This window comes from Nostoc sp. (genome assembly GCF_036917775.1).
Classification (GTDB): Bacteria; Cyanobacteriota; Cyanobacteriia; order Cyanobacteriales; family Nostocaceae; genus Nostoc.
In genome coordinates this window covers 12,021-36,441 of record NZ_JBALEQ010000162.1, presented here as the reverse complement: position 1 = coordinate 36,441, position 24,421 = coordinate 12,021, and the positions used below count along the sequence as shown (strand labels likewise).

Here is a 24,421-nt window from a genome sequence, read left to right as displayed (position 1 = left end):
TTGGTAGTCTTTGACTAAAGCTTTATGGATTATCCAGACCTAGTTGTAATCAACGAGGAGCAATTTTAGAGAATATTTACGCGATATCCTTATAACCCCACTTCCATTCCTCTCCCTCACAGGGCTACAGTGTACACATAAGTCTTCTCTTCTAAAGTTTCACCACAGGTTTTTCATCCCCCCACCCCCGATAAATTGGGAGGCAAAAAGCTCTCAAAGTCCCCCAATTTATCGGAGGATTTAGGGGGAGCAATACACATTTTGCACCCAGCAAAAAGATGTGTGTACACGTTAGCCCACAGGGAGAGAGGCTTTGATTATTACTCCCTTTCCCTATAAGGGAAGGGGTTGGGGATTTAAGTCTAAGAGAAAGTTGCACACGGCGTAATATTTGGACAAATTGATCTATGTCCTCTTCTACTTCCTCACTCCAATATCAGTAAATAATGAGCCAACTAAATCTTAGGAGTGTCAACATCTGGAGTATTAACTAAACTATGCCTTCCCATCAAGACAATCAGGACCTGATTAATTTTCACCAGTATTGGCTGACTGTAAAAAGACGTTGGTTCGTGATAGCAATTATCATGGGGTCTGTCTTTGGAGCCACAACGTTCCTTACTTTTAGTCAAAAACCAATTTATGAAGCCGAGGGTAAACTCCTTTTTAATAAGGAAAGTGGCGTTTCTTCCCTTACAGGTGGAAGTGAACAACTGGGACAACTCAGTGGGGTGACAAATCTCTCTAACCCTTTGGAAACTGAAGCAGAAATCATTCGCTCCAACCCCCTGACTCAAAAAACTATTACTGAGTTGCAGCTGAAGGATAAACTGGGACAACCTTTAGAAATAAATGATTTTCTGGGTAACTTGAAAGTCAAAAGTATCCGAGGGACGGATATTTTACAACTTTATTACCGTAGTACTAATCCTCAAGAAGCCACAGCTATCATCAATAGATTGATGAGTACTTATCTAGCAAACAATGTTCAGGTTAACCGTTCTGAAGCTAGAGCAGCACGGGAATTTTTAAACAAGCAATTACCCCTAGTTGAGGCAAAGGTTGCAGAAGGGGAAGCAGCACTGCGTCAGTTTAAAGAAAAATACAACGTTGTTTCTTTAGAAGTAGAAGCTCAAGAAGGCGTTAGAAGTATTAATGAATTATCCAATCAAATAACCCAACTTCGGGCACGGTTGGTAGATGCTAGGAGCCGTTCTGGTGCTTTGCAAAATCAACTGGCATTGAACACAAAGCAAGCTATGGCACTTAGCAGCTTAAGTCAATCGAGAGCAGTACAAGAAGTTTTATCACAATATCAGAAGGTTCAAGACGAGTTAGCTGTGGAGAGGTCACGATTTACCGATGGACACCCAGTTATTACTAGTTTGTTGAGTAAAGAACAAGCTCTTAAAAAGCAGTTAGAAGGAAGAGTGACCCAAACTCTGGGTAGTTCACAGCCTATCCCAGACCAAGATTTACAAATAGGAGAACTCAAGCAAGCCCTAACCGCTAATTTGGTGCAAGTGGAAGTAGAACGGTTGGGATTGGAGAATCAAGTTGGTGTGTTGATGAAGGCATTTGTACTTTATCAAGCACGTATGACAACCTTACCCAAACTGGAACAACTGCAACTACAACGGCAACGACAGCTACAGGTTGCTCAAACAACCTACGAACAAATGCTCAAACGATTGCAAGAAGTTCAAGTGCTGGAAAATCAGAATGTAGGTAATGCCAGGATTGTTTCTGAAGCTTTACTTCCGAAAAAAAAGGTTTCTCCTCGTATAGCCTTAAATTTAGCATTAGGGGGATTTTTAGGATTTTTCTTAGCGATCGCAGCAGCTTTATTGTTAGAAGCTGGAGACAAGTGTGTGAAGACAACAGAAGAAGTTCAACAGTTGTTGGACTATCCTTTGTTAGGTACAATTCCGGTTTTTGATCAAAAGGCTAGGTTGGCTCGTGGTGAGAGTTTAACCGAATTACCGGTACTGAATAACCCTTATTCATCAGTCAATGCCGCTTTTGAAATGCTCCAGATTAACCTGGGTTTCACTTTTTCTGATAAAAAACTGAAGGTAATTGTGGTTAGCAGTTCTGTGATGAATGAGGGGAAATCTTTTATCGCAGCTAACTTGGCGATCGCAACTGCCCAAATGGGAAAGCGAGTGCTATTGATTGATGCAGATATGCGTCGCCCCCGTCAACACGAAATGTGGCAACAATCTAATTTGATGGGGTTAAGTAATGTTTTAGTGGGGCAAGCTACCTTAGCAGAAGCTACCAAGGAAGTGGTGATCAATGTAGAATTGCTTAGTTCTGGCATGATACCGCCTAACCCAGCTGCACTATTAGACTCACAACGGATGAATGGGTTATTGCAACAAGCTGCCCAAGATTATGATTGCGTAATTATTGACACTCCACCTTTAAGTGTTTTAGCTGATGCGTCGATAATAGGTAAAATGGCAGATGGAATGTTGTTAGTTGCACGTCCTGGTATAGTTAATTCTGCTGCGGCTAAGACTACAAAAGGATTGTTAGAACATTCTCGTGTGCCAGTGTTAGGACTGGTGGTGAATTGTGTGGCTACGGATAATAACTACGGTTATTATTACTTCGATAAAATTACTGGAGAGAGTAAGTCTGGCAAGAAAGATCGGATTAAGTCTAACTTAAGTAAGATTACTGGGTTAAGACTGCTGTAACTGGTTAATAATTTGGTTGAATCAGTATTTTCTCTGAAGTAATTCAAGATTTAGGTTGGTACAGTTACAGATGAAATATGAAGTTAATGTGATTGATTAAGGAATTGAATCATCAGTTTGAAAATTCATAGAGAATTCTTGTTTAATCTTTGAAATATACGATTTGATTATGAATCATAGAGTACTAATCATTGGTAATACCTCAGAAAACTATCAAGTAGGTTCTATACTCGCCAGAGCATCTAAAGAATTAGACCTTTTATTTTCTACAAGTGATACAAATTGGAATTATTACGCTCCGTCTATGAAATCTTTATGGGGTAAAATATTTTTCAAAATATCAGGAAAGCGTCCTTTAGAATGGTGGTCATTTAATAGAGAAATAGTGAGCCATATAAAAGAGTTCAATCCACAAGTCGTTTTAGTAACAGGAATTTTCCCCTTAACAAATGAAGTATTCGATATCTGTTCTCAAAAAAGTGCATATATTGTTAATTATTTAACTGATTACCCGTGGAATCCACACCACCGTAGCGCAGTTTTTTTATCAAACCTTAAAAGGTATGATTTAGTTATAAGTACAAAAACAAGAATCTTGTCAGAGCTAATTAAATATGAAATTAAAAAAGTTCATTTTTTGCCATTTGCTTATGATCATTTTCTTAGTCACCAGCCAGTAAACATTTCTGAATTTGAGCGGAATTTTTTTAGCGCAGATATCTCTTTTATAGGTGTGGCTGATAGTGAACGTATTCCTTTTTTGGATGCTCTATCTTCATTGAATGGATTAAAATTAAAAATTTATGGTGCAGCTTGGGATAGACTAAATCTAAAAAAATGGCAAAAGCTACCAGCAGTTTTTGAGCATGAATTCCGTCTAGCTACTTATTTTTCTAAGTTATCACTAGGTATTGTCAGAAAACGCAATAAAGATGAATCTACTATGAGAACATTTGAAATAGCTGCCTGTGGCGGATGTGGAATTTATGAAGATACTCAAGAACACAGAGAAATCTTAGCTGGGTATCCTGAGTACGGTTTTTTTAGCTCACCAGAAGATTTAGCTAATAAGTGTAAATGGTTATTAGAAAATCTTGTTGAAAGAGAAGAAATGCGAAAGCTTGGTATGCAAATTATTACCAAAGATACAAATACATATACAAACCGATTAAAAACTATTTTAGATTTGTGTTATGAGTAGTCAGGAAAATTACTATAATATCTCTTGGTTAAAGCAAGACAAATTACATAAGACAAGCATACTTAAGCGTTCGTTTTACTTTTTTAGTCGCCCTTTACTGTCTCTATATGCTAGCCAATTTTTATCTCCACAAGCTCTCAAAATTCTTCAACCATCCCTCGTCCTTCCCGGACGTGGAATGCCTTTAGAAACTCGTCGTATTTGGGGGTCAGCGTTGTGCGAAATTAAAGAAGCTACTATCCTTGTTCAAGGAACTGGAACTGGCTGGGATGTCATTTCTTGGGCAAGATTAAAGCCTAAAAAAATTATTGCAACTGATTTATTTGAATTCAAAGATTCTTGGAGTGAAATTACATCTTATTGTAAACACTCATTAAATGTTGAAGTTGAATTTTATCAATCTCCTTTAGAAAATCATTCATTTATCAAAGATGAATCAATTGATTTATGTGCGTCAGATGCAGTTTTTGAACACTGTCAAGATTTAAAATCAGTTGTTAAAGAATCATTTCGCATTTTAAAACCAGGAGGAAGCTTATATGCTAGCTATGGGCCTTTGTGGTTTTGTGCTGGGGGCGATCATTTTTCAGGAAGGGGTGGTTTACAAAATTCGTTTAACCATTTGTTGCTAGATTCTGAAGAATATATGAAATATTTCCTCTCATTTCTGCAAAATAATGAGGACTTTCAAAGTGGAGGACGTTATATTGAACTTGATTTATTTTCACGTTTAAGTACTCAAGAATACTGTGAGATTTTTAAACAAATAGGTTTTCAAATAAAAGATTTAATTCTTCAATTAGACCATAAATCTTTAGCATTCAAGGCTAAATTTCCTGAATTATTTAGACAATTATCTAATAAACATACTACTAAATATGAAGATGATTTTTTAATTAATGCTAATCTAATCCGCTTGGAAAAACCATCTAGTAATTAATAGATATTAGATTAGTTTAGGTTTAGTTTAAAGCTTTTTATAATAGCTAATTCAATCAAGTTATATATATATTGAGCATTAAGCAACCATTATTAATACTTATGAGAAATGATAAAGTTAAAGAAAATAGATTTCACTACTTAGATGGTTTAAGAGCTATGCCTCGATACTACTTTTTCATTTTATTGAACGCCACTTTGCAAGGAATTTAGCTACGGCTCATTTTTTCTTGTCATCCAAGCAAATGTAAATCTATTAAAATTGGTAGATAAATGAACTATCGACAACGCCTCTATGATAATTATGTTTCAGGAAATAAAAAATTTCAGCGCGATTTAAATGCTAATCCTTACAAGCAGGATAATCGAAACATAATAAACCTACAATACGCTATGAGTAATTGGTTAAAGCGAATTGCTCAAAACGGTAAAGTTTTAGATATTGCTTGTGGATCTGGTAATATTCTAAGCTTACTCAAAGCCGAGGGTTTTACTGATTTATATGGGGTAGATATAAGTCAAGAACAAGTTAATATTGCTCGTCAACAATTTCCTCAAGTCATTTGTGCTGATGCGATTGAATATCTGTTACAAAACCCAAATAAATTTTATCTAATTACAGGGTTTGATATATTAGAACACTTTAATAAAGACGAAGCAGTTAAATTTTTGGATGCTATATACTCTGCTCTAGTCCCTGGTGGTCATCTCATTTTACAACTGCCAAATGGTGATTCACCACTCTCCGGCGGTGTGGTATATGGTGATTTAACCCATGAAGTAACTTACACAACTATCAGTTTGAAACATATACTTTTAGCCTGTGGTTTTGGAGATGTCCAATTTCAAGAACATGGGCCGCAACCAACCTCTTTAAAAGGTGTAGTTAGATTTGGAATCTGGGGCGTAATCAGGCAAATAATCAAGCTAATTCATTTTGTAGAGACTGGAGGCCCTTCAACAGGAATCTATACAAGAGTTATGCGTGCTTATGCTGTGAAGGCTAGTTGATATGCCTAAATATCTTTTGAAGATACTAGACAAAGTTACTCCTGGTGCATCGCGTAGTCTTGGCTGGGAAATTCTGATGTCTGCGCTCTCTTTTCCTGCTTCTCTATTGCTCAATCGCACATTAGGTGCTGAAGACAGAGGTTTACTTGCATTAGTAATACTAGTCCCATCAAGTATTTTTCTTTTAGGTTCTTGTCAGTGGGACAGGCTATTAAAAGGTTTGATTACCTCAAAACAAATATCACCTAGAGAAGCATGGCGTAGAACTATATATTATGCTTTCTGCCTTTCTGTAATATTTATTCCAATTGGAGTATTTGCCAGCCAAGTTTTTGATAAAATCCCACAAAACTTTCGTTGGCTCAGTATTATATATAATGCAAACTTTCCTATATATTTCATGTGTGGCTGTCTATCTGCAATTTACGTTGCAGCTGGTAGTATTGATGGACAATATTTAATGCGAATAGGGCTACAAGGTAGTTATCTAATTTTAATATATGCTTTACTCTTAACAAACTTACTGTCTGTTAAATCAGTAGTATTTATTTATATTGCCATTCATACTATTTCTTTAGTAATGGGATGGATTAAAAAAGAACAGATAATTACAGGAGAAATTAGTCAAGAAAGACCTCCCCTAGCTCCTCTTGCTCATGCTTTTTTGCCTTATTCACTAGAATCATTATCGACAAGAATTGATATATGGGCTTTTTCTATCTTTGGTTCCTTGTTGAGTCTTGGTCATTACACAGCAATCACTGCACTCATGCTGCCAATCGGCTTGATATCAAATGCCTTAACCAGTGCTAGCACAGCAAAATTAGATTGGACAAATCCTGATAAAGTACGTCGTTATTTAATAAAAACAGTCAAGGTTTTATTATGCCTTATGTTAGTTATGGTTATAGGAGGTATCTTATTAGGTTCTTCTATAATGAAGTTACTTTTGGGAAGAAGTTTCGAGGGTGGTGAGTGGATGATTCCTTGGATTGCTGTTATTGTTGTGGGTCAAGCTGCCGCTATGCAGTTTCATTGTGCTTTGCAATTATCAGGTGCTTTGAATGCCTATTTAATAATTCAAACAATAGAACCATGTTTACGTTTGATAATTGTCTTGCTTTTAGGAATGTGGTTGTCAGAGTTGGGAATTTTGATAGGTATAACAGTGTCATCTTCCTTAAAAGTAGCAGCATGTATTTACTTCCATAAAAGATTAGAAATGAAATTTATATAGCTGAGGAGTCAATTATGAATACAAATTATGATGCGAGTGAAGTTTGGAAACAAGAGTTAGAACTTCAAGGATATGAACATCACTGCTACTCAGCAGAAAATTTAAAAAAAATTAAAAGGCTTGGTCTAGTGTGGCAAAAAATACTAAGAATCACAAAAATTACTCCATCTGATCGGTTGTTTGAATTGGGGTGTGGAAGAAGAATTCATTTAGCAAGTTTGGCTGTAAAAGGGTTTGAAGTTCACGGTATAGATGTTTCTGCTACTGTAGCATCAAGAGCTAAAATATGAAAATATCTATTGTTGTTGGCGGAAGATGGCACGCTTTTGACTTAGCAAGAGAACTGCATTCCGCAGGTGTTTTACATCGTTTAATCACCAACTATCCTAAATACAAAACCCGCAAATGGGGAATACCAGATGCTAAAGTAGTCAGCTTGCCTTTAACTCTTTTATTAGGGAGAGCTATCTACCAAATAGGTCAAGAAAAATTGCTGATGAAATCCCAAGCCTTAATCCATAATTTATTTGCTAAAGCAGCGAGTAGATACCTAGAAGGCAGTACTCTAGTACATGGCTGGTCAAGTTTTTCTGAACCTGCTTTGCATTGGGCAAAACGGAATAACATACCCTTTTTGTTAGAACATAGTTCTTCTCACATAAAGGTGCAATGTAAACTATTGAGGGAAGAATACCAGCAGTTAGGTTTGCATTGGGCAGAAACACACCCAGAGATTGTAGCTCAGGAATTACGAGAGTATGAAATGACAGACAAGGTTACAGTGCCAAGCTTGTTTGTAAAACGTAGTTTCCTCGCTCAAGGTTTTTCTGAAAAACGGCTAGTCCATAACCCTTTTGGCACGAATCTTAAAAGCTTTTCGCCTGGAACGAAACATGATGAAGTGTTTCGCGTTATCTATGCTGGTTCTTTAAGTGTACGTAAGGGCATTCATTATCTAGTTCAAGCCTTTATACAGGCAAATATACCAAACAGTGAACTATGTTTAGTTGGCGGAGTTATTACGGAAACCCCTTATTTATTAACAGGAGAAGATGAACGAATCAAATTGATTGGTCATGTACCACAGGCACAATTAGTGGATTACTACCGCAATAGTAGTGTTTTTGTCATGGCAAGTATTGAAGAGGGTATGGCAATGGTTCAATTACAAGCTCTTGCGTGTGGGTTGCCGTTAATTTGTACAACTAATACTGGTGGCGAAGATTTACTAAGAATATCTGGTGTGCAACCAGTCGAATTAGAGACAGGTATAGAAGAGTATCCTGCTGGATATTTAGTACCTGTAAGAGATAGTCAGGCGATCGCTATCTGTTTAAAAAACCTAGCTAACAATTCTCAGCTCCTCCAAGCTAAACGAGAGGCAGCTCTAGCTATTCGCAATGTTGGTACGGGACTAGATTGGAGCAGTTACAGTCAACGAGCAATCACTACCTATGAAGTTTTACATAATTTAGTTAGTACATAAAATTAGCAGTCGAACTGAAATGAATTTTACCACTTGTAAACAATGCTTCTATATTTTTAACAAGCCATAAGCTATGAATAATATTTTTGAGATGAAAAGCAAAAATTTTACAATTCAAAATATTGCCTGGTTTCTGCTATTAGTAGTGGGGCTTTCGTTTAACTGGACAGTTTTAAGAAATCGTAGTATATCACTTATTTGGCTTAATATAAATCTGGGTGATATGCTCCTCCTTTTTGTTATTTTTATTAGTATTGCTACACGTAAATGGGGAATGGGTTCCTCATATTTAAGTCGCTTTTTGGTTATATTAACTATAGGAACATTTGTTTTAGGGGCAGTAGTTTGCATATTTAATATTAATGGAAATATTGATATGTTAATACGTTCCAGTAGAGGTTTTATGGCAATTTTAATAGTATGTGCATATACTAAAAATTTTAACCAGAATAAATTTAATATATCTCTTTTGTCAACACTTTTAATATGTCCAACTGCTTTAATATTTTACTCCTTTGATAGATTGGGAATTATAAGTTATGGGAATTTTGAGTTTACTGCAACAGCAACAGGATTTAAAGATGATTTCGCGAATACAATAGTTTCTGGAGATGGAATACAAAAATTTTTCTTTATTGAGTTTGTCTCTGCCTATTTTTGTCTTGCTATCTGCTTTTTCATGTTTGCAGTATGTAAAAAAAATATATATTTTAAATTACTAGCTGCTTTAGGAATATTTTCGTGCTATGGAATTATGGCGACCAATCTTTCAAGAACCTTTATCATACTCTCCTTAATATTTTCAGTTGTAATGATTTTTAATGTTTATACATACAATAATGCTAAGAGCTTTCAGCTATTTTTTATAATTATCTTAGGAATGATCACAAGCTTGATACTTTTCTGGATAACTCAAGGAAGTTTGGGATTTGCAATAATAGGGGAATGGTTTCAAGGTCTCTATGATCCAAATTATGCTAAATATGGCTCACCAGAAGTAAGGCTAAGTTATATTGGATCTGCTATTGAAGCATTTAGCGATTCCCCTTTATTTGGCCATGGTATAGGGGCTGACTTTACATATTATCTTGTAAAATTTGGTAACTTAGAAAATCCATATAACTTTGGTAATGTTTTTTCAGTTCGGATTGCACAAACCGGCTTAATAGGAGTATTTTTGTGGATATCTTTTAATTTCATTCTTGTCAAGCATATTTATTTTAGAACTGCTAAAAATTCAAGAGAAACATTGTTAAAAAATACTTTGTTTTTAGTTCATATATTCATAGTTATTTCTGGGCTTACCTATACAGATTCGACACCAACTTTGTCTCAAGGACTAATTTATGGCTGTATTATTTTGATGGCAGATTATATTAATAAATATCCGCTTCCTGAATTGTAACTATAAAGAAAAATGACAATATTATTTTTAACAACTGATGCCTTTGGAGGACGAGGTGGTATATCACAGTACAATCGAGACTTCATTAGCTCTCTTTGTAGTGCTGAAAACTGTGATGAAGTGGTCGCAATTCCCAGAAAAAAACTTGTCGATCGCATTGAAAGTTTGCCCCAGAAACTTACATATATTACATCAGGAATAGAAGGTAAGTTGGCTTATATTCATGCTATTTTGCATACCATAAGAGCCAACCCCAAATTCGATCTAATTGTCTGCGGCCATCTTTATATGCTGCCGCTTGCCTGGCTAGTTAAACTGTGGACAAAAGCACCTATTCTTCTAGAAATCTATGGAATCGAAGCCTGGAAGCCTCATAACAGTCTAGTTAACTATTGTCTTCCAGCAGTAGATTGTGTTGTCTCTATCAGCCAAATTACATTGGATCGCTTTCAATCCTGGGCAAAGATACCCAAGGTGCAACAATTTTTACTGCCAAATGCGATCGCTCTCGAACAGTATGGGCATGATGAGAAAAATGCTCAACTTATTTCCCAATATGAACTGAAGGACAAGATAGTTCTGATGACATTGGGACGCTTGGACTCTTATGAACGATGTAAGGGGTTTGATGAAGTCATAGAGGTGTTGCCTAAATTGAGCGAAATAATTCATAATTTAGTCTATTTAATTGTAGGAGAAGGATCTGATAGAGAGAGATTAGAACAGAAAGTGCGATCGCTTAATCTTCAGGAACAAGTGATTTTTACAGGATTTATTTCTGAAGCCGAAAAAGCCGACCACTATCGCCTAGCAGATGTTTATGTGATGCCGAGTAAGGGAGAAGGATTTGGCTTTGTTTTTTTAGAAGCAATGGCTTGCGGTATTCCCGTAGTTGCAAGTAAAGTTGATGGCAGTCGTGAGGCAGTACGGAATGGTTTATTAGGTATTGTTGTTAATCCTGATGACCTAGAAGAAGTAAAAGCGGGAATTTTAGAGGCGTTGAATCGTCCTAAAGGAATGATACCGCAAGGATTAGACTATTTTTCTTATGAAAATTTTGAGCGGAGGTGTCACCAGATTTGCGACCAAATATTGCAAGCATCTAGCGTGTGAACATTTTCTGAATTGCCATTCGAGAATAACTCAACAACTCTGCTCAAAATCACAGTTATCTTGCTCAATCTACCAATCAAATTCTTAAATACATATCACAAAGGATAGATAAAATGAATCAATCATCCAAGAACTTAACTCAAGTATCCGACCACTATACATCAGGATCTTATTGGTTAGAGCGTCAAAATTCTGATTCTACTTATAAAGTTAGGTTGGTAGAATCATTACTAAAAAAATCTCAATTATCTTTATCTTCTAATTTAAAAGCAGCCGAGGTTGGATGTGGTCAAGGAGCTTTTCTTTTTCCCTTTGCAAATTATTTGGAGAATCAAAAAATACAATGTAACTTGTTGGGATATGATATATCTTCCCAAGCTATCTTAATAGCAAAAGAAAAAAATAAACATTCCGAGGATACATTGTCATTTTTTATTGGATCAGCAGAAAATATTCCTGATGGATTAGATTTTATCTTCTGTATGGATGTTCTTGAACACGTAGAAAACCCTTGGGAACTTCTAAGAAGTCTATCATCAAAATCAAAATACTTGATTTTGCATCTACCTATAGAACAAAGCATAGGTCATATACTTATGCAATCACCTTCGCAATCATATAAAACATTCAGGCATATTCATTTTTATTCCTGGGAAACAGCCAAGATACTTTTTCAAGAATCATCATTTAAATTATTAAATTATCAATTTACGGCTGCCTCAAATGTTTCTCTAAAAATAGCCGGAAGTCCTATGATTAGACTACTAAGATTAATAAGATATTTTGCTTATAAATTTAATCCTTATTTAGCCACGATGCTAGGTGGAGGAACTGTTCTTTTATTGCTTGAAAATAAATAGCTTATCAGACTTTGGTACAAGGCAGAGGACAGATATCAAAAAGAAATAAAAAGTTTTTTATGTTAAGGAAACTAAAAATTCTCCATTACATCCCTGTTTATGCCCCTGCTTGGCAGTTCGGTGGCCCTGTACTTAGTGTTAGCCAACTTTGTGAAGGATTAGCCGCCCTTGATCATGAAGTAGAAGTGTTTACTTCTAATGCTGGGCTAGAAAATCAATTGGAACTGCCCCTTAACCAGCCAGTCATCCGTAATGGAGTCAAAGTCACATATTTTCAGCAAGAACCAGGAATGGGTATTCATTGTCCAGGTATAGAGCAAGCTGTAACAGCAAGAGCCAGGGAATTTGACATTATCCACATCACAGGTGTTTGGCAGCGTACCAGTGGAGCGGCTTGCAAAGCAGCCAAAAATCAAGATGTTCCCTATGTAGTGTCACCTAGAGGCGCACTGGGGCCTTATTCCTGGCAGCAAAAAACAGCAAAAAAAATACTGTATTATTTATGGCAAGAACACTTTAATATGACAAATGCAGCTGGTATCCACTACACTAGCAAGCAAGAATTACAAGAGTGTCTTTGGCTAAAACTACCAGGAAAATCTTTTATCATTCCCAACGGCTTAAACACTGAGTTTTGGCAACCTGCTTTAGAAGAAGCAAAAATATGGCGTAAATCTCAAAACCTTAGTGAAGATGAATTTATACTTTTGAATGTAGGCCGTCTCCACCACAAAAAAGGATTAGATTTATTACCTCAAGCTTTAGCACCCTTACGAAATCTCAACTGGCGGATGGTTTTTGTCGGTGGTGATGATGATGGCACTAAAGCAAAACTACAGCATCAGTTTCAAGCAGCAAACCTATCAGACAGAGTTATTTTTCTTGAAAGATGCGAACCTAAGAAATTGCCAGCCATATACTCTGCTGCTAATTTGTTTGTCTTGCCCAGCCGACATGAAAATTTTGGCAATGTTATTGTCGAGTCTCTAGCCTGTGGATGTCCGGTTTTAATTTCCGACAAAGTAGGGCTACATGATGAGGTAGCTGAAGGTTGCGTGGGATGGGTGCGTTCTAGAGTTCCATCAGAGTGGACTGAGGCTATTGGAGAATTGATTCAATTTCCTAGCAAAATGCAAACTATAAAGTTTAAATCTAAAGAATGGATAGAAAATATTTTCTCCATTGAGAAAACTTCTCTAGACACAGCAAATTATTATATTCAGATTAGAGAGAAAAATTATGCTTAGTAATTTCTATCGTTTATACAATGAACTATTGTTAGTTCAAAAACTTCTACCTTTACCTTTATATATACGTTGGATATCAGGAATAAGAAAATATTTCAATACTTTAAGAAAAACCAAAAGTTTAGGACTATTGGATAAGAGTTTAAATGAATCATTTAGTATAAAATTTAATAGAAAAAAACTTTATTTCAATAATCTTGATTTTGGAGTTATACGTGAAATATATGGTCACTTATGTTACGCTCAACGAGGTGAATTAAAAGATGCAAAACACATACTGGATTTAGGGGCAAATGGCGGAGCATTTACAATATTTGCACTTACCGAAGCACCTCAAGCACAAGTTTATGCAGTAGAAGCACAATCAGAATTTGTCAACATCATTAAACATAACGTCAAACAAAATTTCTCTGAAAATCGTGTAGAAGTTCAATGTGCTGTCGTTGGTGGATTCTATGATGAATGGACACAATCATTACTGAAATTAAATCCTCAAATACAAGAATTTAATATTTATGAATACATAGAACGTGTGGGGAGTTGTGACTTTTTAAAATGTGATGTTGAAGGTGGTGAATTTCCTTTGTTTCAAGGAGATTTATCTTGGACTAAAGCTGTTAAAAGTATGGCACTGGAATATCATCCAAACAAAGGTGATGTAGATAAATTAGAGAAGATTTTACAATTACAGGGCTTTATAGTGAAGCGAGCAGATCACAAAAACCTTGGCTACTTTTATTGTATAAGAGAATAGCTACCTATGAATTCAGATATTAGTGCAGTTATTCTTACTAGAAATGAAGTTTGCAATCTTAATCGGTGTATAGATTCTTTACAGTGGTGTCAAGAAATTATTGTTTTAGACTCAGGTAGTACTGATGGAACAATACAATTGGCAGAATCACTAGGAACAAAAGTTTTTACCCATATTCCACCTCCACCGTTCAAAATTGCTGAACAACGTAACTGGGCTTTACAAAATTGTAATTTCAAGAGTGAATGGGTGCTATTTATAGATGCTGACGAGGTTATTCCAACCAATTTAGCAATAGAAATTCAGCGTATATGTTCTATCAAAAATCAACAATACAATGCTTATGAACTGCCTGCACGTTATCTCTTTTGGGGTAAATGGCTCAAGCTTACACAAGGATATCCTAATTGGCATTCCCGTTTACTAAAGCTAGGAGAAGTCACTTTTACAGGTGGTGTTTGGGAACACTTTGATTCAGATGCTAAAGTTGGCAGAATTAATATTGCTTACGATCATTATGCTAATTCTAAAGGATTTGGAGATTGGTTAGAACGGCACGATCGCTATTCTTCTTGGGATGCCCAAAATGTAATAAAATTTCTGGAAACGGGCAAAGCATCTGCTCTAGGAACTGAACGCAAACTAAAACTTAGATTGTTGGCAGCTAAATTTTGGTTTTTGCGTCCCATTGTCAGATTTATCCAAATGTATTTTCTCAGATTAGGTTTTTTAGAAGGAATAACGGCTCTTATTTTCTGTCTACTCTATGCCATGTATGAATTCATGATAGTAGTCAAAATTATAGAACTGAGACGTAAAAAATCTGGATTACCTCTTTGATAATTCCACAATAAATACATGGAAAAAATTACAATAATCACTCAATACTTTTACCCTAACCATGCTGCTACTGCCCAACTCATGACTGATTTAGCCGAAGGGCTTTCCCAAAAAGGCTATCAGGTAAATATATTCACAGGTACTCAGGCAAACAATACTACACCTGAATTATCAAATCAAATCACAATCTACCGTGCTTTCTCTCCCATCACAGCCAGCACTAGCATTTTGAGTAAAGTGATTAGCTCAGTATTTTTTATTTTAGGTGCTTTGAAATATGTAATATTTTCCCTATCTCATACAACTCCTCTATTAATTGCTTCCAATCCACCATATTCCGGTCTTATAGGCACTATCTTTAAAATTACTCGTGGTGGAAAATATCATTTTTTACTCCAAGACATCTTTCCAGAATCTGCTGTAATGTCTGGCATTATTCCGCAAAATAGCTTTTTATTTATTTTTTTTAGTAAATTAATTTATTTAACTTACAAATATGCTGACAATATTATAGTCCTCAGCACTTCTATGCAGTGTTTTTTGGAGAATAAATATCCTGAGTTAAAACCAAAAATCAAAGTAATTGAGAATTGGGCAGTAGAAGATATTATTATTTGCGATAAACAAGCAAATAATTTTGCTCAACATTATAATATTGACAAAGTTTTCACAGTTTTATACTCCGGCAATTTGGGTAGACTGCATGATATTGAAACTATCACTGAAGCAGCTAAAATACTGAAAGACACTCCTATTCAATTTGTCTTTATTGGTGCTGGAGCGAAAACTAAATTAGTTGAACAAGCAATCCACACTCAGAAACTAAAAAATATACTTTTATTACCTTACCAACCTAGAGAACTACTGCCCTTATCTCTTACCGCTTGCGATCTTTCACTAGTCAGCCTTATACCAGGGGCAGAATCAATAGTTGCTCCTTCTAAACTCTACGGAATGCTAGCCGCAGGTAGGGGAATCATTGCTATCTCTGCACCAAACTCATATATTGACCAACTTTTAACAACTTCTGGTTGTGGTATTAATATACCTCCTAATAATCCTCAACACCTTGCTAAGTTAATTAGTGAATTAGCCAATGATAACCAAAGAGTTAAGGTAATGGGTGAAAAGGCGCGTCAACTTTATAAAAGCAGATATACATTTCAGCGTGCTTTAGAGGAATATCAACAAATTTTATTTGAAGATGATGCTTATGAACAAATAATTATTTCAAATGTGGATTCAAACTAGCTCCAGTCCGCCCAGCTGCAATCCACAAAAACGATCGCCCACAATCTCGCAACACCCGCACCAATGATTCCGATCGCTGATTTTGAGACGCTACAGCCATAGGTGTAACCACAATTCCCTGACTACCCAAAACAATGGTTGCGATCGCTCTTGCTCGCCTCAAATGATAATCTGACGTAATCAAATATATATGCTGTAACCTCTGGTGAGCAAAATCTCCCGCCAAAGTTGTGAAATTAGTCACAGTGTCCGTTGCTCTACCATCCAAATGCAACTTTGCATCAGCAACACCATACTGTAAAAATATCCGGCGATCAACATCTAAATTCCAAGCAAAATCAGAAACCCAAATATCTAAATTCTGCCGAGACTGCCAAAATTGCGCTGCAAACCTCATCCGTTCAGCATCACCCCCCAACACAAAAATAGCCAGTGGTACTGGGTTTTGATGAAAAGCGATCGCAATCCTAACTGGAATTATACTAGTTAACAGAAGTGCGATCGCTAAAACCCACTTTACCAATTTCAACTTGCGTTTCATTTCATATATACAAGGGGCTGGGGACTCGGTGAAAAGTCTTTTTGTGTCTAAGTTTTATCATCTGTTGATGTCCTAATCATCAAGGGTTTTGCTATAATAGCGATTTTAAAAACCCAAGCGAAAATAAAGATCAGCCTACTTTCAACCAGCCAAAAACCTGCTCGACGGTCAAATCAAGCGTTAAAAATTCAGGAACCGGAAGAGTATCGTTACCAGTCAACTCCATAGGTTCTCGTCCAGGAATAAATACTAAAATTATTCGGTCTTCAGGGTCAATTAACCATCCCAACTTAGTACCATGTTTGAGACAATGCAAAATATTACTAATAACTTTAGTAGCTTTCTGGTCGGGTGAAAGAATTTCTACTGTCCAATCAGGATAAATTTTAAAAGCATTGGGTACTTCACCATCTGCATCAAAAGGAATTCGCTGCCAAAGAAACACGCTAGCATCTGGAACAATCGAGCGTCCAGCAAAAGTGCAACGCAATTCTGGGAAAGCTAGGGCAATTTTCGCTGTTTCTGCAACATTATTAACTACATCACAAAACTTCAGTTGCAAGCGCGAATGTTTACCTTGAGGCATAAGTTTTTGGGAAACACAACCATTTATAAATTCACTGGCTGGCTTAGTTTCCGGCAGTTTGAGAAATTCTTCGAGAGTCAAAGAGGTTGCTGTTGTCATCGCTTTGATGAAACGAAAAATCTCCAGTCTTTTAATATTTTATCCTTTGTAGGCACTTAGGAAACACCAAAAATAATTTATTTTATTCTTCCTGCTCCCTTCTCGCCACCAAAATCGTCTCCTTCACCGCCTTGCCTTGCAAACGTCATCCCTTCAGCATCACCCCCCAATACAAACATAGTTTGAGGTACTGGGGGAATGGCACTAAGAAAACCTGAAACCTTTGTCTGAAGGAGGTGTGGGAGGATGGGGAAGAAATCTGGCTCCCCACACTCCCCCCTCCCTATACACTCAAAAGCCAGTTAAATCACGGCTTTGCGCTTATCTTAGTGCCATTCGGTACTGGGGTTTGATGAACAGCGATCGCAATCCTAACCGGAATTATACTAGTTAACAAAAGTGCGATGCCTTTCCTACGGAACGCTACGCGAACGGCGGGCTACGCCTACGCTAAAACCAACCACATCAATCTCTGTTTGCGTTTCATTCAAAGCTTACCTAACTCATAGCGATCGCAGGATGATTTTAAAATTATTGTGGGATGGCCATGAATAATTATGATCTGGTATATCTTACTTTAAATATGAAGGCAAAAACAAGTTTTCAAATTCTGCTTTAGAGATTCTTGTTAGCTCAAAGACAAAAAATTAGTGTAAGAATGCAATTATTGGGTAATGTTAAAACCTGAAAAAATTAAAAAGTCTTTAATGCCTTGCTGTTAATCGCTAGGCTTCAAGGGGTAAGTAATCAGATAAGGAAGTACCAAAGTTGGATGGTACTAACTCCCAACCTTGAGCTAAAAGAACTTGCATAGTGTGATACCCCTTTGAGCCACCTTTAATTTCATAATCTGGACAGCAATATTCAGGAAAACTTGTATATGGTTGCCAAGGAGCTTGAGGAGATAAACGCAGGTGAAGGATTTTCTGATTAAATGGATGCGGCAAATACCAACACATTTGACGTTTCATTTTGACTTATAACTCAAATTTAAGTAAATGGACAATTTTTGAATTAATGAGTAAGGTTCACAACAAAAACGAAAAATTCAGAATTTTAAAATTTATTAGTTATTTGCTATAAATGAAAAACAGCTCTTTTGTTGTGATTTGCAGTGATATTCATCGATTACGATGATTAAAAATAGCTTTTTTAAAGCTAAAAATTAAACCCCTAATATTGCAATTTTTAAATTGATATGCTATGCTAGATACATAAACTAAAAGTCTAAAAATTAATTCAAATTAATTAAAAAACTAAACTAAAGAAAAAACTTTCAGCATCGATAACGTTGCGATAGAAAATTAATAAATAGGATAAGATATCAAAATTTATATACTAAAATTCATTGTTGAATTTGCCCCCTTTTCTGACCAGTTGTTTAACTGTAAGATTAGGGGGTTTTACTATTTAGTCTAGTTTCTCAACAGATTACCAATTCTCTAAAATAAATCTACATCTACAGATAGTTAGCAGGGAGCAGGAGACAATAATCTATTGTCAGGATTTAGAGAAAGGGCATTAACCTTTTTGGGAAGGAAGACGGTTGACTAAGAACTAAATGTGCCAAAAATGCTAGCAAACAAATCCTGACGGAATTGATGCAGATATTGCCTTTGTGCATTGGCTTGCTCAGTTCTGTTCTTTGCAGTTTCTGCGAGAAACTCGTGGGTTGTTTGCTCAAGGTCTTGGTAGAACTCATGCAAAAAGTTTGCTTGTGCTTTTGCTTTAACAAACCTTTCTTTAGCAGTTTCTGCGAGAAACTCGTGGGTTGTTTGCTCAAGGTCTTGGTAGAACTCATGCAAAAAGCTTGCTTGTGCTTTTGCTTGAACAAATCTTTCTTTAGCAGTTTCGGTGAGAAACTGGTGAGTTGTTTGCTCTAAGTTTTGGTGGAACTTATGCAGGTCTTGGGCTTGCTTTGTGGCTTGCTCTTGTCTATTTGCAGTTGTAGCGGACAAGAATTCATGAGTCTCTCTAAATAGTTGAGTTACTTCCTCAGCTATCGACCGATGCTCTTGCCGGATTTTTTCCATTAAAGCCGTCATGAGGTTCTCCGCAATATGATGAAAATCGTTAATAAACTACATTAACTGGACAATTAATATCCAGATAATGTAGCTTAAATCTGCTTTTGACATATTATCCTTAGATAAATCTGGATTGAGAAGTATCAAGATAATCGACAAAGAACAGAATTTCAATCAAAATTACTTCTACTGAGTCTGTGTGAAGTTCCGCTAATGTGCAATCAAATAACAAGGAATTGTAAAAAACACAACAAGAGGAGACATCAAGGGGATTTGGTGCAACTGACTTCGCCAAGAAACAGTATTAAGTAGTAATTTTGATTTGATGACATCTACTTAAGAATTAAGCAGGTACAGCAGCAGATTGTGTTAGACCAACAGCTTCAGCATATTTGAGGTAGGTTTCAACGGAAGCAATAACGATACGAGCTTCGATTGCAAGTAGTTCAATACCAACTAGGGAAACACGTACCCAAGCATCGATAACGATACCTTTATCTAAGATACGGTCAATAACTTCTGCCAAACTTGAAGAAGAATTAGTTTTTTCGACTGCCATGATTTTAGACCTTAACTCATTGTTGATTTTTAGTATTAGCAAGGCATCTGCCATCGCTCACTACTGAATCAAATTAAACATACGTTTTCAGGAATGTAAAGAGTTTATCTTTGTAAAAAATGCTAAAAGTCTCATGAATCAAGAGTGGATGAGAGCGTTGATGTTGAGTTTGTGTTGATTTTAAAGAGGAGTTGAATTCGAATGTAAGCTTTCATATTTAACTTTGTTTGTTTTGTAATTTTTTACGTAATTTTTTCAGTTTTAAAAATTATTTTTCGCAAATATATTTATTTGAAATCAGACTATATTTGAGCAATAATTGGATAAGTAAATGCACACCTATTTTTAACTTCCTTTTTTACTAAGTTACGTAAAATTACAGTTACTAAAACCTTTGGGAGATAACATAGAATATTTTTTAACAATTATCTTAGGACGAAAATCATGTCTATAGAAGCTACTTCTAATGCAATAGGTCAGGAAGCATTAGCAGGCTTAATTGCTCAATTAGTAGATCAAGGTCATCCACTTCAATATGCTCAAGTAATGGCAACTTCAATTATTTTTCAGGCAGACCTGGATTTAAGAAATGCTCAAATGGCTCGTCTTTTAAACTGGTTGAAACAGGAACATGAAGATATCTATCTATCTTCTCTAGGTATAGTTGAAAAAACTCGTGAGGAATTTGAACAGCGAGTTCAAAAAGGTTGATTCAAAGGGCATCGCACGGTTGTAAAACTGTGAACTACAAAAACCAGAAGCAATCACTTGTTGTCCTTGGTAGGTTGTGTAAAGCCTTGCCAGAGATAAAACTAAAACTAAAATTAAGCACAAGCTAGATAATGAGTAGGAGTCGAATCCCCTACTCATTTGTTATTTCTGTCTCCTGCCTCCTTCAACTATCTGATCTCTGCCCAAGCTTTCGAGTGACTTAGTAATAAGAGCAAGTCATCATATAAACGGAAGGTTGCGTCGCTTCCATGTGTTTTTCTATCTATCTCTCTGATTACAGGGGCCTCGCGTGGGATTGGACAAGCGAACTAGCGAAAATCGGCATCAAGTGACTGATATTGGTAGCACGCGACGCGATCGCCAAAAGTTAGTCGAGGTAGCTAACGAAATAAAGGCGATGGGAACCTTTTCTCAAACCACAAGGGAGGTGAAAAATCCTTATCTGATAAGTATTACATCGTATTGCGATCGTAAAGAAGCTAAGTAAATTTTCTGGCTCTCCATGTGAATTGTATTTCTGCTTACGGAAAAGTACGTTATCTATTTCCAGTATGATGCCTTGAACAATTACTTATTCGTAGCCCTTGAATTGTGAATCGAAATGGTAAATTTTTCTTCCTATAAAGATTTATCGACGCAGATACTGATTTTTGTCTCAAGATAACTGTTGAAAATATTCTATGTTATCTCCCAAAAGTTTGAATAACTGTAATCTTACGTAATTTAACAAAAAACATAAAAAATCCCTGTGTATTTACTTAGAGTAAGATTTTGCAAATATAGTTTTGTTTCAAATAAATATATTTGCGAAAAATAATTTTTAAAACTGACAAACTTAGAAAAATTACGTGAAAAATTACAAAACAAACGAGGTTAAATATGAAAGCTTACATTCGAATTCAACTCCTCTTTAAAATCAACACAAACTCAACATCAACGCTCTCATCCACTCTTGATTCATGAGACTTTTAGCATTTTTTACAAAGATAAACTCTTTACATTCCTGAAAACGTATGTTTAATTTGATTCAGTAGTGAGCGATGGCAGATGCCTTGCTAATACTAAAAATCAACAATGAGTTAAGGTCTAAAATCATGGCAGTCGAAAAAACTAATTCTTCTTCAAGTTTGGCAGAAGTTATTGACCGTATCTTAGATAAAGGTATCGTTATCGATGCTTGGGTACGTGTTTCCCTAGTTGGTATTGAACTACTTGCAATCGAAGCTCGTATCGTTATTGCTTCCGTTGAAACCTACCTGAAATATGCTGAAGCTGTTGGTCTAACACAATCAGCTGCTGTTCCTGCTTAATTCTTAAGTAGATGTCATCAAATCAAAATTACTACTTAATACTGTTTCTTGGCGAAGTCAGTTGCACCAAATCCCCTTGATGTCTACTCTTGCAGAACTTCACACAGACTCAGTAAAAGTAATTTTGATTGGTATTCTGTTCTTTGTCAATTATCTTGATACTTCTTAATCTAGATTTATCTAAGGATAATATGTCAAAAGCAGATTTAAGCTACATTAGCTGGATATTAATTGTCCAGTTAATGTAGTTTATTAACGATTTTCATCATATTGTTTGCTAGCATTTTTGGCACATTTAGTTCTTAGTTAACGCTCTTACCAAGAAGGTTAATGCCCTTTCTCTAAATTCTGACAATAGATCCATTGTCCCCTGCTTTCTGCTAACCATCAGTAGATGTAGATTTATTTTAGAGACTTGGTAATCTGTTAGCAAACTAGACTAAATAGTAAAACCCCCTAATCTTACAGTTAAATAACTGGTCAGAAAAGGAGGCAAATTCAACAATGAGTTTTAGTGTAAAAATTCTTATATCTTATCCTATCTATTAACTTAGTGCAAAGACGTTATCAAAAATGAAGGTTATTTTCTTGGTTTGCTTTTTGCAATTTACAAGAGTTAACTTTTGTATTGATAATATCTATGTTTAGGATAGCATATCAAGTTACAAATTGCAATCTAAGGATCTGACTCTAACTTTTTAGGTCTCGAAAAGCTATTTTTCATCATCGTAATCTATGACTATCACTGCAAATAACAACAAAAGAGCTGTCCTTCGTGTCCGTCCTGGGCAATTTGTCATTACACCTGCGATTGAGCAGGTAGCAATTCGGGCGTTGCGTTATCTCGCTTCAGGGTTTGCTATTCACTTACGCGGGCCAGCTGGTACAGGCAAAACAACCTTAGCTATGCACCTGGCTAACTGTCTAGAAAGACCAATTATGTTGATTTTTGGAGATGATGAATTTAAAAGTTCTGATTTGATTGGTAGTGAATCGGGTTACACCCATAAAAAGTTACTGGACAATTACATTCACAGTGTTCTCAAAGTCGAAGACGAATTTAAACAGAATTGGGTTGATTCTAGACTAACTTTAGCTTGTCGAGAAGGCTTAACCTTGGTCTACGACGAATTTAACCGTTCACGACCAGAAGTGAATAACGTTTTGCTCTCTGCTTTAGAAGAAAAGATTCTGACTCTTCCTCCTAGTAGTAATCAGCCAGAATACCTGCACGTTCATCCCCAATTTCGGGCTATTTTCACCTCCAATCCAGAAGAGTACTGCGGAGTGCATTCCACTCAGGATGCTTTAATGGATAGGTTGGTAACTATTAATATGCCAGAACCAGATGAGCTAACTCAAATTGAGATATTAGCGAATAAAACAGGCATCAATAGACCAGACGCTCACTTAATTGTGCAGTTGGTTAAAGCATTTCGCTTACGTACAGGTGGAGAGAAGACATCAGGATTGCGGTCTTGCTTGATGATTGCTAAGGTATGTGCGGAACACAATATTTTGGTATCACCAGAAAATTCTGATTTTCGGGAAATTTGTGCAGATGTGCTGTTCAACCGTACAAAGTGGTCTGCTAGCGAAGCTACAACGATTTTCCTAGAATTACTGAACCATATACGCGTACTGGCAGTAGAGGAATCGCAAGATAGTATCACACCAGAGGATACAGATGCGATGGATACGGCGAACAAAGCTATAGCTGAAGGTGGGTTTCCAACCATCATCGATTCTGAGTTTAGTACTCTTCACCCAGAAGTAGCAGAACAGCCAGTTGTAAATAGTCCCATTGCTTTCGAGCAGGAAATTTATCATTACTTACAACAACGCAAAAGTGCAGCATTAGCTGTGATTCAAAAAGAATTCAAACTTACCCGAATCTCAGTGACCAATGCTCTCGATGCTTTAGAGGAAAAAGGCTTAGTGAGCAAGAATAACCGTGTATATAGTGTTGCAGGCCAGAATCAATCGTGACTACTACACCCTTACACCCAACACGTCCTCAAACTAACTCAAATCGAGTAATTCCTACATCTACACAAGGCTCCACACTGGCAGATATCCTCGAAAGAGTCTTAGATAAAGGAATTGTGATTGCTGGTGATATATCTATATCTATTGCCTCAACTGAGCTAATACATATTCGGATTCGTCTGTTAATTTGTTCAGTTGATAAAGCGCGTGAAATGGGTATCAATTGGTGGGAGAGCGATCCCTATCTCAGTAGCAAAGCTCAACGTTTAGTTGAAGAAAATCAACAACTTCAACAACGGCTAGAAGGTCTAGAAACCCAGCTACGTTTACTTACATCTGCAAGTCTGAAAAATGAAGCTACATTAGCAGCTAATAATCAAGAAGATTTGCAGACAATGGATGAAGTAAATAGTAAAGTGGTCAATGATTCTCAAATTGAAGCTTAGTAAATTTTTGTAAAACTCAAAGCAATCCAGATTCAATTTCTACCAATTCTCTCAAATCAAGCAATAGATGCTTTCTCCAGATT

The 24,421-nt window shown here is 36.2% G+C and carries 24 protein-coding genes; 19 read left to right on the top strand and 5 right to left on the bottom strand.

The window, feature by feature from the left end; all coding sequences use genetic code 11:
• The first annotated feature begins 497 nt into the window (after window positions 1-497).
• The 14 genes from V7K69_RS32775 to V7K69_RS32710 all read left to right on the top strand — a co-directional run bounded on the left by V7K69_RS32775 (window position 498) and on the right by V7K69_RS32710 (window position 16,049).
• The gene (locus tag V7K69_RS32775) at window positions 498-2,705 is read left to right on the top strand and encodes a GumC family protein (protein WP_335042462.1); all 2,208 of its coding nucleotides are present in this window, start codon (window positions 498-500) and stop codon (window positions 2,703-2,705) included.
• Between the two features lie 169 nt (window positions 2,706-2,874).
• Window positions 2,875-3,906: a CgeB family protein gene (locus V7K69_RS32770; RefSeq protein WP_335042460.1), complete on the top strand. Its 1,032-nt coding sequence runs from the start codon at window positions 2,875-2,877 to the stop codon at window positions 3,904-3,906.
• Window positions 3,899-4,846: a class I SAM-dependent methyltransferase gene (locus V7K69_RS32765; RefSeq protein ID WP_335042458.1), complete on the top strand. Its 948-nt coding sequence runs from the start codon at window positions 3,899-3,901 to the stop codon at window positions 4,844-4,846. The genes V7K69_RS32770 and V7K69_RS32765 overlap by 8 nt, the downstream gene beginning before the upstream one ends.
• 272 nt (window positions 4,847-5,118) lie before the next feature.
• Window positions 5,119-5,856 (top strand): class I SAM-dependent methyltransferase, encoded by a 738-nt coding sequence (locus tag V7K69_RS32760; RefSeq protein ID WP_335042456.1) that lies wholly within the window; start codon window positions 5,119-5,121, stop codon window positions 5,854-5,856.
• A gap of 1 nt (window position 5,857) precedes the next feature.
• The gene (locus V7K69_RS32755; protein WP_335042454.1) at window positions 5,858-7,093 is read left to right on the top strand and encodes a lipopolysaccharide biosynthesis protein; all 1,236 of its coding nucleotides are present in this window, start codon (window positions 5,858-5,860) and stop codon (window positions 7,091-7,093) included.
• Window positions 7,094-7,107: 14 nt separating this feature from the next.
• Window positions 7,108-7,383: a hypothetical protein gene (locus tag V7K69_RS32750; RefSeq protein ID WP_335042452.1), complete on the top strand. Its 276-nt coding sequence runs from the start codon at window positions 7,108-7,110 to the stop codon at window positions 7,381-7,383.
• Window positions 7,380-8,579, top strand: a complete 1,200-nt coding sequence (locus V7K69_RS32745; protein WP_335042450.1) for a glycosyltransferase family 4 protein — start codon at window positions 7,380-7,382, stop codon at window positions 8,577-8,579. The genes V7K69_RS32750 and V7K69_RS32745 overlap by 4 nt, the downstream gene beginning before the upstream one ends.
• A gap of 73 nt (window positions 8,580-8,652) precedes the next feature.
• Window positions 8,653-9,984, top strand: a complete 1,332-nt coding sequence (locus V7K69_RS32740) for an O-antigen ligase family protein (RefSeq protein WP_335042448.1) — start codon at window positions 8,653-8,655, stop codon at window positions 9,982-9,984.
• A 12-nt stretch (window positions 9,985-9,996) separates the two neighbouring features.
• Entirely contained in the window at window positions 9,997-11,097 is a 1,101-nt protein-coding gene (locus V7K69_RS32735) for a glycosyltransferase family 4 protein (RefSeq protein ID WP_335042445.1), read from the top strand.
• 113 nt (window positions 11,098-11,210) lie between these two features.
• Window positions 11,211-11,957: a class I SAM-dependent methyltransferase gene (locus tag V7K69_RS32730; RefSeq protein WP_335042442.1), complete on the top strand. Its 747-nt coding sequence runs from the start codon at window positions 11,211-11,213 to the stop codon at window positions 11,955-11,957.
• 59 nt (window positions 11,958-12,016) lie between these two features.
• Entirely contained in the window at window positions 12,017-13,204 is a 1,188-nt protein-coding gene (locus tag V7K69_RS32725; protein WP_335042439.1) for a glycosyltransferase, read from the top strand.
• Window positions 13,197-13,958, top strand: a complete 762-nt coding sequence (locus tag V7K69_RS32720; RefSeq protein WP_335042437.1) for an FkbM family methyltransferase — start codon at window positions 13,197-13,199, stop codon at window positions 13,956-13,958. Before V7K69_RS32725 ends, V7K69_RS32720 begins: the two co-directional genes overlap by 8 nt.
• A gap of 6 nt (window positions 13,959-13,964) precedes the next feature.
• Entirely contained in the window at window positions 13,965-14,798 is an 834-nt protein-coding gene (locus tag V7K69_RS32715) for a glycosyltransferase family 2 protein (RefSeq protein ID WP_335042435.1), read from the top strand.
• A gap of 237 nt (window positions 14,799-15,035) precedes the next feature.
• The gene (locus tag V7K69_RS32710; protein ID WP_335042494.1) at window positions 15,036-16,049 is read left to right on the top strand and encodes a glycosyltransferase family 4 protein; all 1,014 of its coding nucleotides are present in this window, start codon (window positions 15,036-15,038) and stop codon (window positions 16,047-16,049) included.
• Here V7K69_RS32710 and V7K69_RS32705 read toward each other — a convergent pair.
• The 5 genes from V7K69_RS32705 to gvpA (V7K69_RS32685) form a co-directional block, all read right to left on the bottom strand.
• Entirely contained in the window at window positions 16,024-16,590 is a 567-nt protein-coding gene (locus V7K69_RS32705) for a YdcF family protein (protein WP_335042432.1), read from the bottom strand. The two genes, V7K69_RS32710 and V7K69_RS32705, sit on opposite strands and share 26 nt — an antisense overlap.
• Window positions 16,591-16,720: 130 nt before the next feature.
• Entirely contained in the window at window positions 16,721-17,275 is a 555-nt protein-coding gene (locus V7K69_RS32700) for a Uma2 family endonuclease (protein ID WP_335042430.1), read from the bottom strand.
• A 725-nt stretch (window positions 17,276-18,000) separates the two neighbouring features.
• The gene (locus V7K69_RS32695; protein WP_335042429.1) at window positions 18,001-18,246 is read right to left on the bottom strand and encodes a hypothetical protein; all 246 of its coding nucleotides are present in this window, start codon (window positions 18,244-18,246) and stop codon (window positions 18,001-18,003) included.
• Window positions 18,247-18,825: 579 nt separating this feature from the next.
• Window positions 18,826-19,320 (bottom strand): gas vesicle protein GvpC, encoded by a 495-nt coding sequence (gene gvpC / locus V7K69_RS32690; protein ID WP_335042427.1) that lies wholly within the window; start codon window positions 19,318-19,320, stop codon window positions 18,826-18,828.
• A 325-nt stretch (window positions 19,321-19,645) separates the two neighbouring features.
• Window positions 19,646-19,861, bottom strand: coding sequence for a gas vesicle structural protein GvpA (gene gvpA / locus V7K69_RS32685; RefSeq protein ID WP_015080752.1), 216 nt, complete (start codon window positions 19,859-19,861; stop codon window positions 19,646-19,648).
• 444 nt (window positions 19,862-20,305) lie between these two features.
• On the opposite strand from gvpA (V7K69_RS32685), the gene V7K69_RS32680 reads away from it, so the two are divergent.
• The 5 genes from V7K69_RS32680 (at window position 20,306) to V7K69_RS32660 (ending at window position 24,338) form a co-directional block, all read left to right on the top strand.
• Entirely contained in the window at window positions 20,306-20,572 is a 267-nt protein-coding gene (locus V7K69_RS32680; RefSeq protein ID WP_335042425.1) for a hypothetical protein, read from the top strand.
• A gap of 310 nt (window positions 20,573-20,882) precedes the next feature.
• Entirely contained in the window at window positions 20,883-21,080 is a 198-nt protein-coding gene (locus tag V7K69_RS32675) for a hypothetical protein (RefSeq protein ID WP_335042423.1), read from the top strand.
• 607 nt (window positions 21,081-21,687) lie between these two features.
• Complete coding sequence (gvpA, locus tag V7K69_RS32670; RefSeq protein ID WP_015080752.1) at window positions 21,688-21,903, top strand: gas vesicle structural protein GvpA; 216 nt, start codon at window positions 21,688-21,690, stop codon at window positions 21,901-21,903.
• 735 nt (window positions 21,904-22,638) lie between these two features.
• On the top strand, window positions 22,639-23,892 hold the full coding sequence (gene gvpN / locus V7K69_RS32665) for a gas vesicle protein GvpN (protein ID WP_335042420.1): 1,254 nt from the start codon (window positions 22,639-22,641) through the stop codon (window positions 23,890-23,892).
• A complete protein-coding gene (locus tag V7K69_RS32660; RefSeq protein WP_335042418.1) occupies window positions 23,889-24,338 on the top strand; it encodes a gas vesicle protein in 450 nt (149 codons plus the stop codon). The genes gvpN and V7K69_RS32660 overlap by 4 nt, the downstream gene beginning before the upstream one ends.
• The last annotated feature ends 83 nt before the right edge of the window (window positions 24,339-24,421 follow it).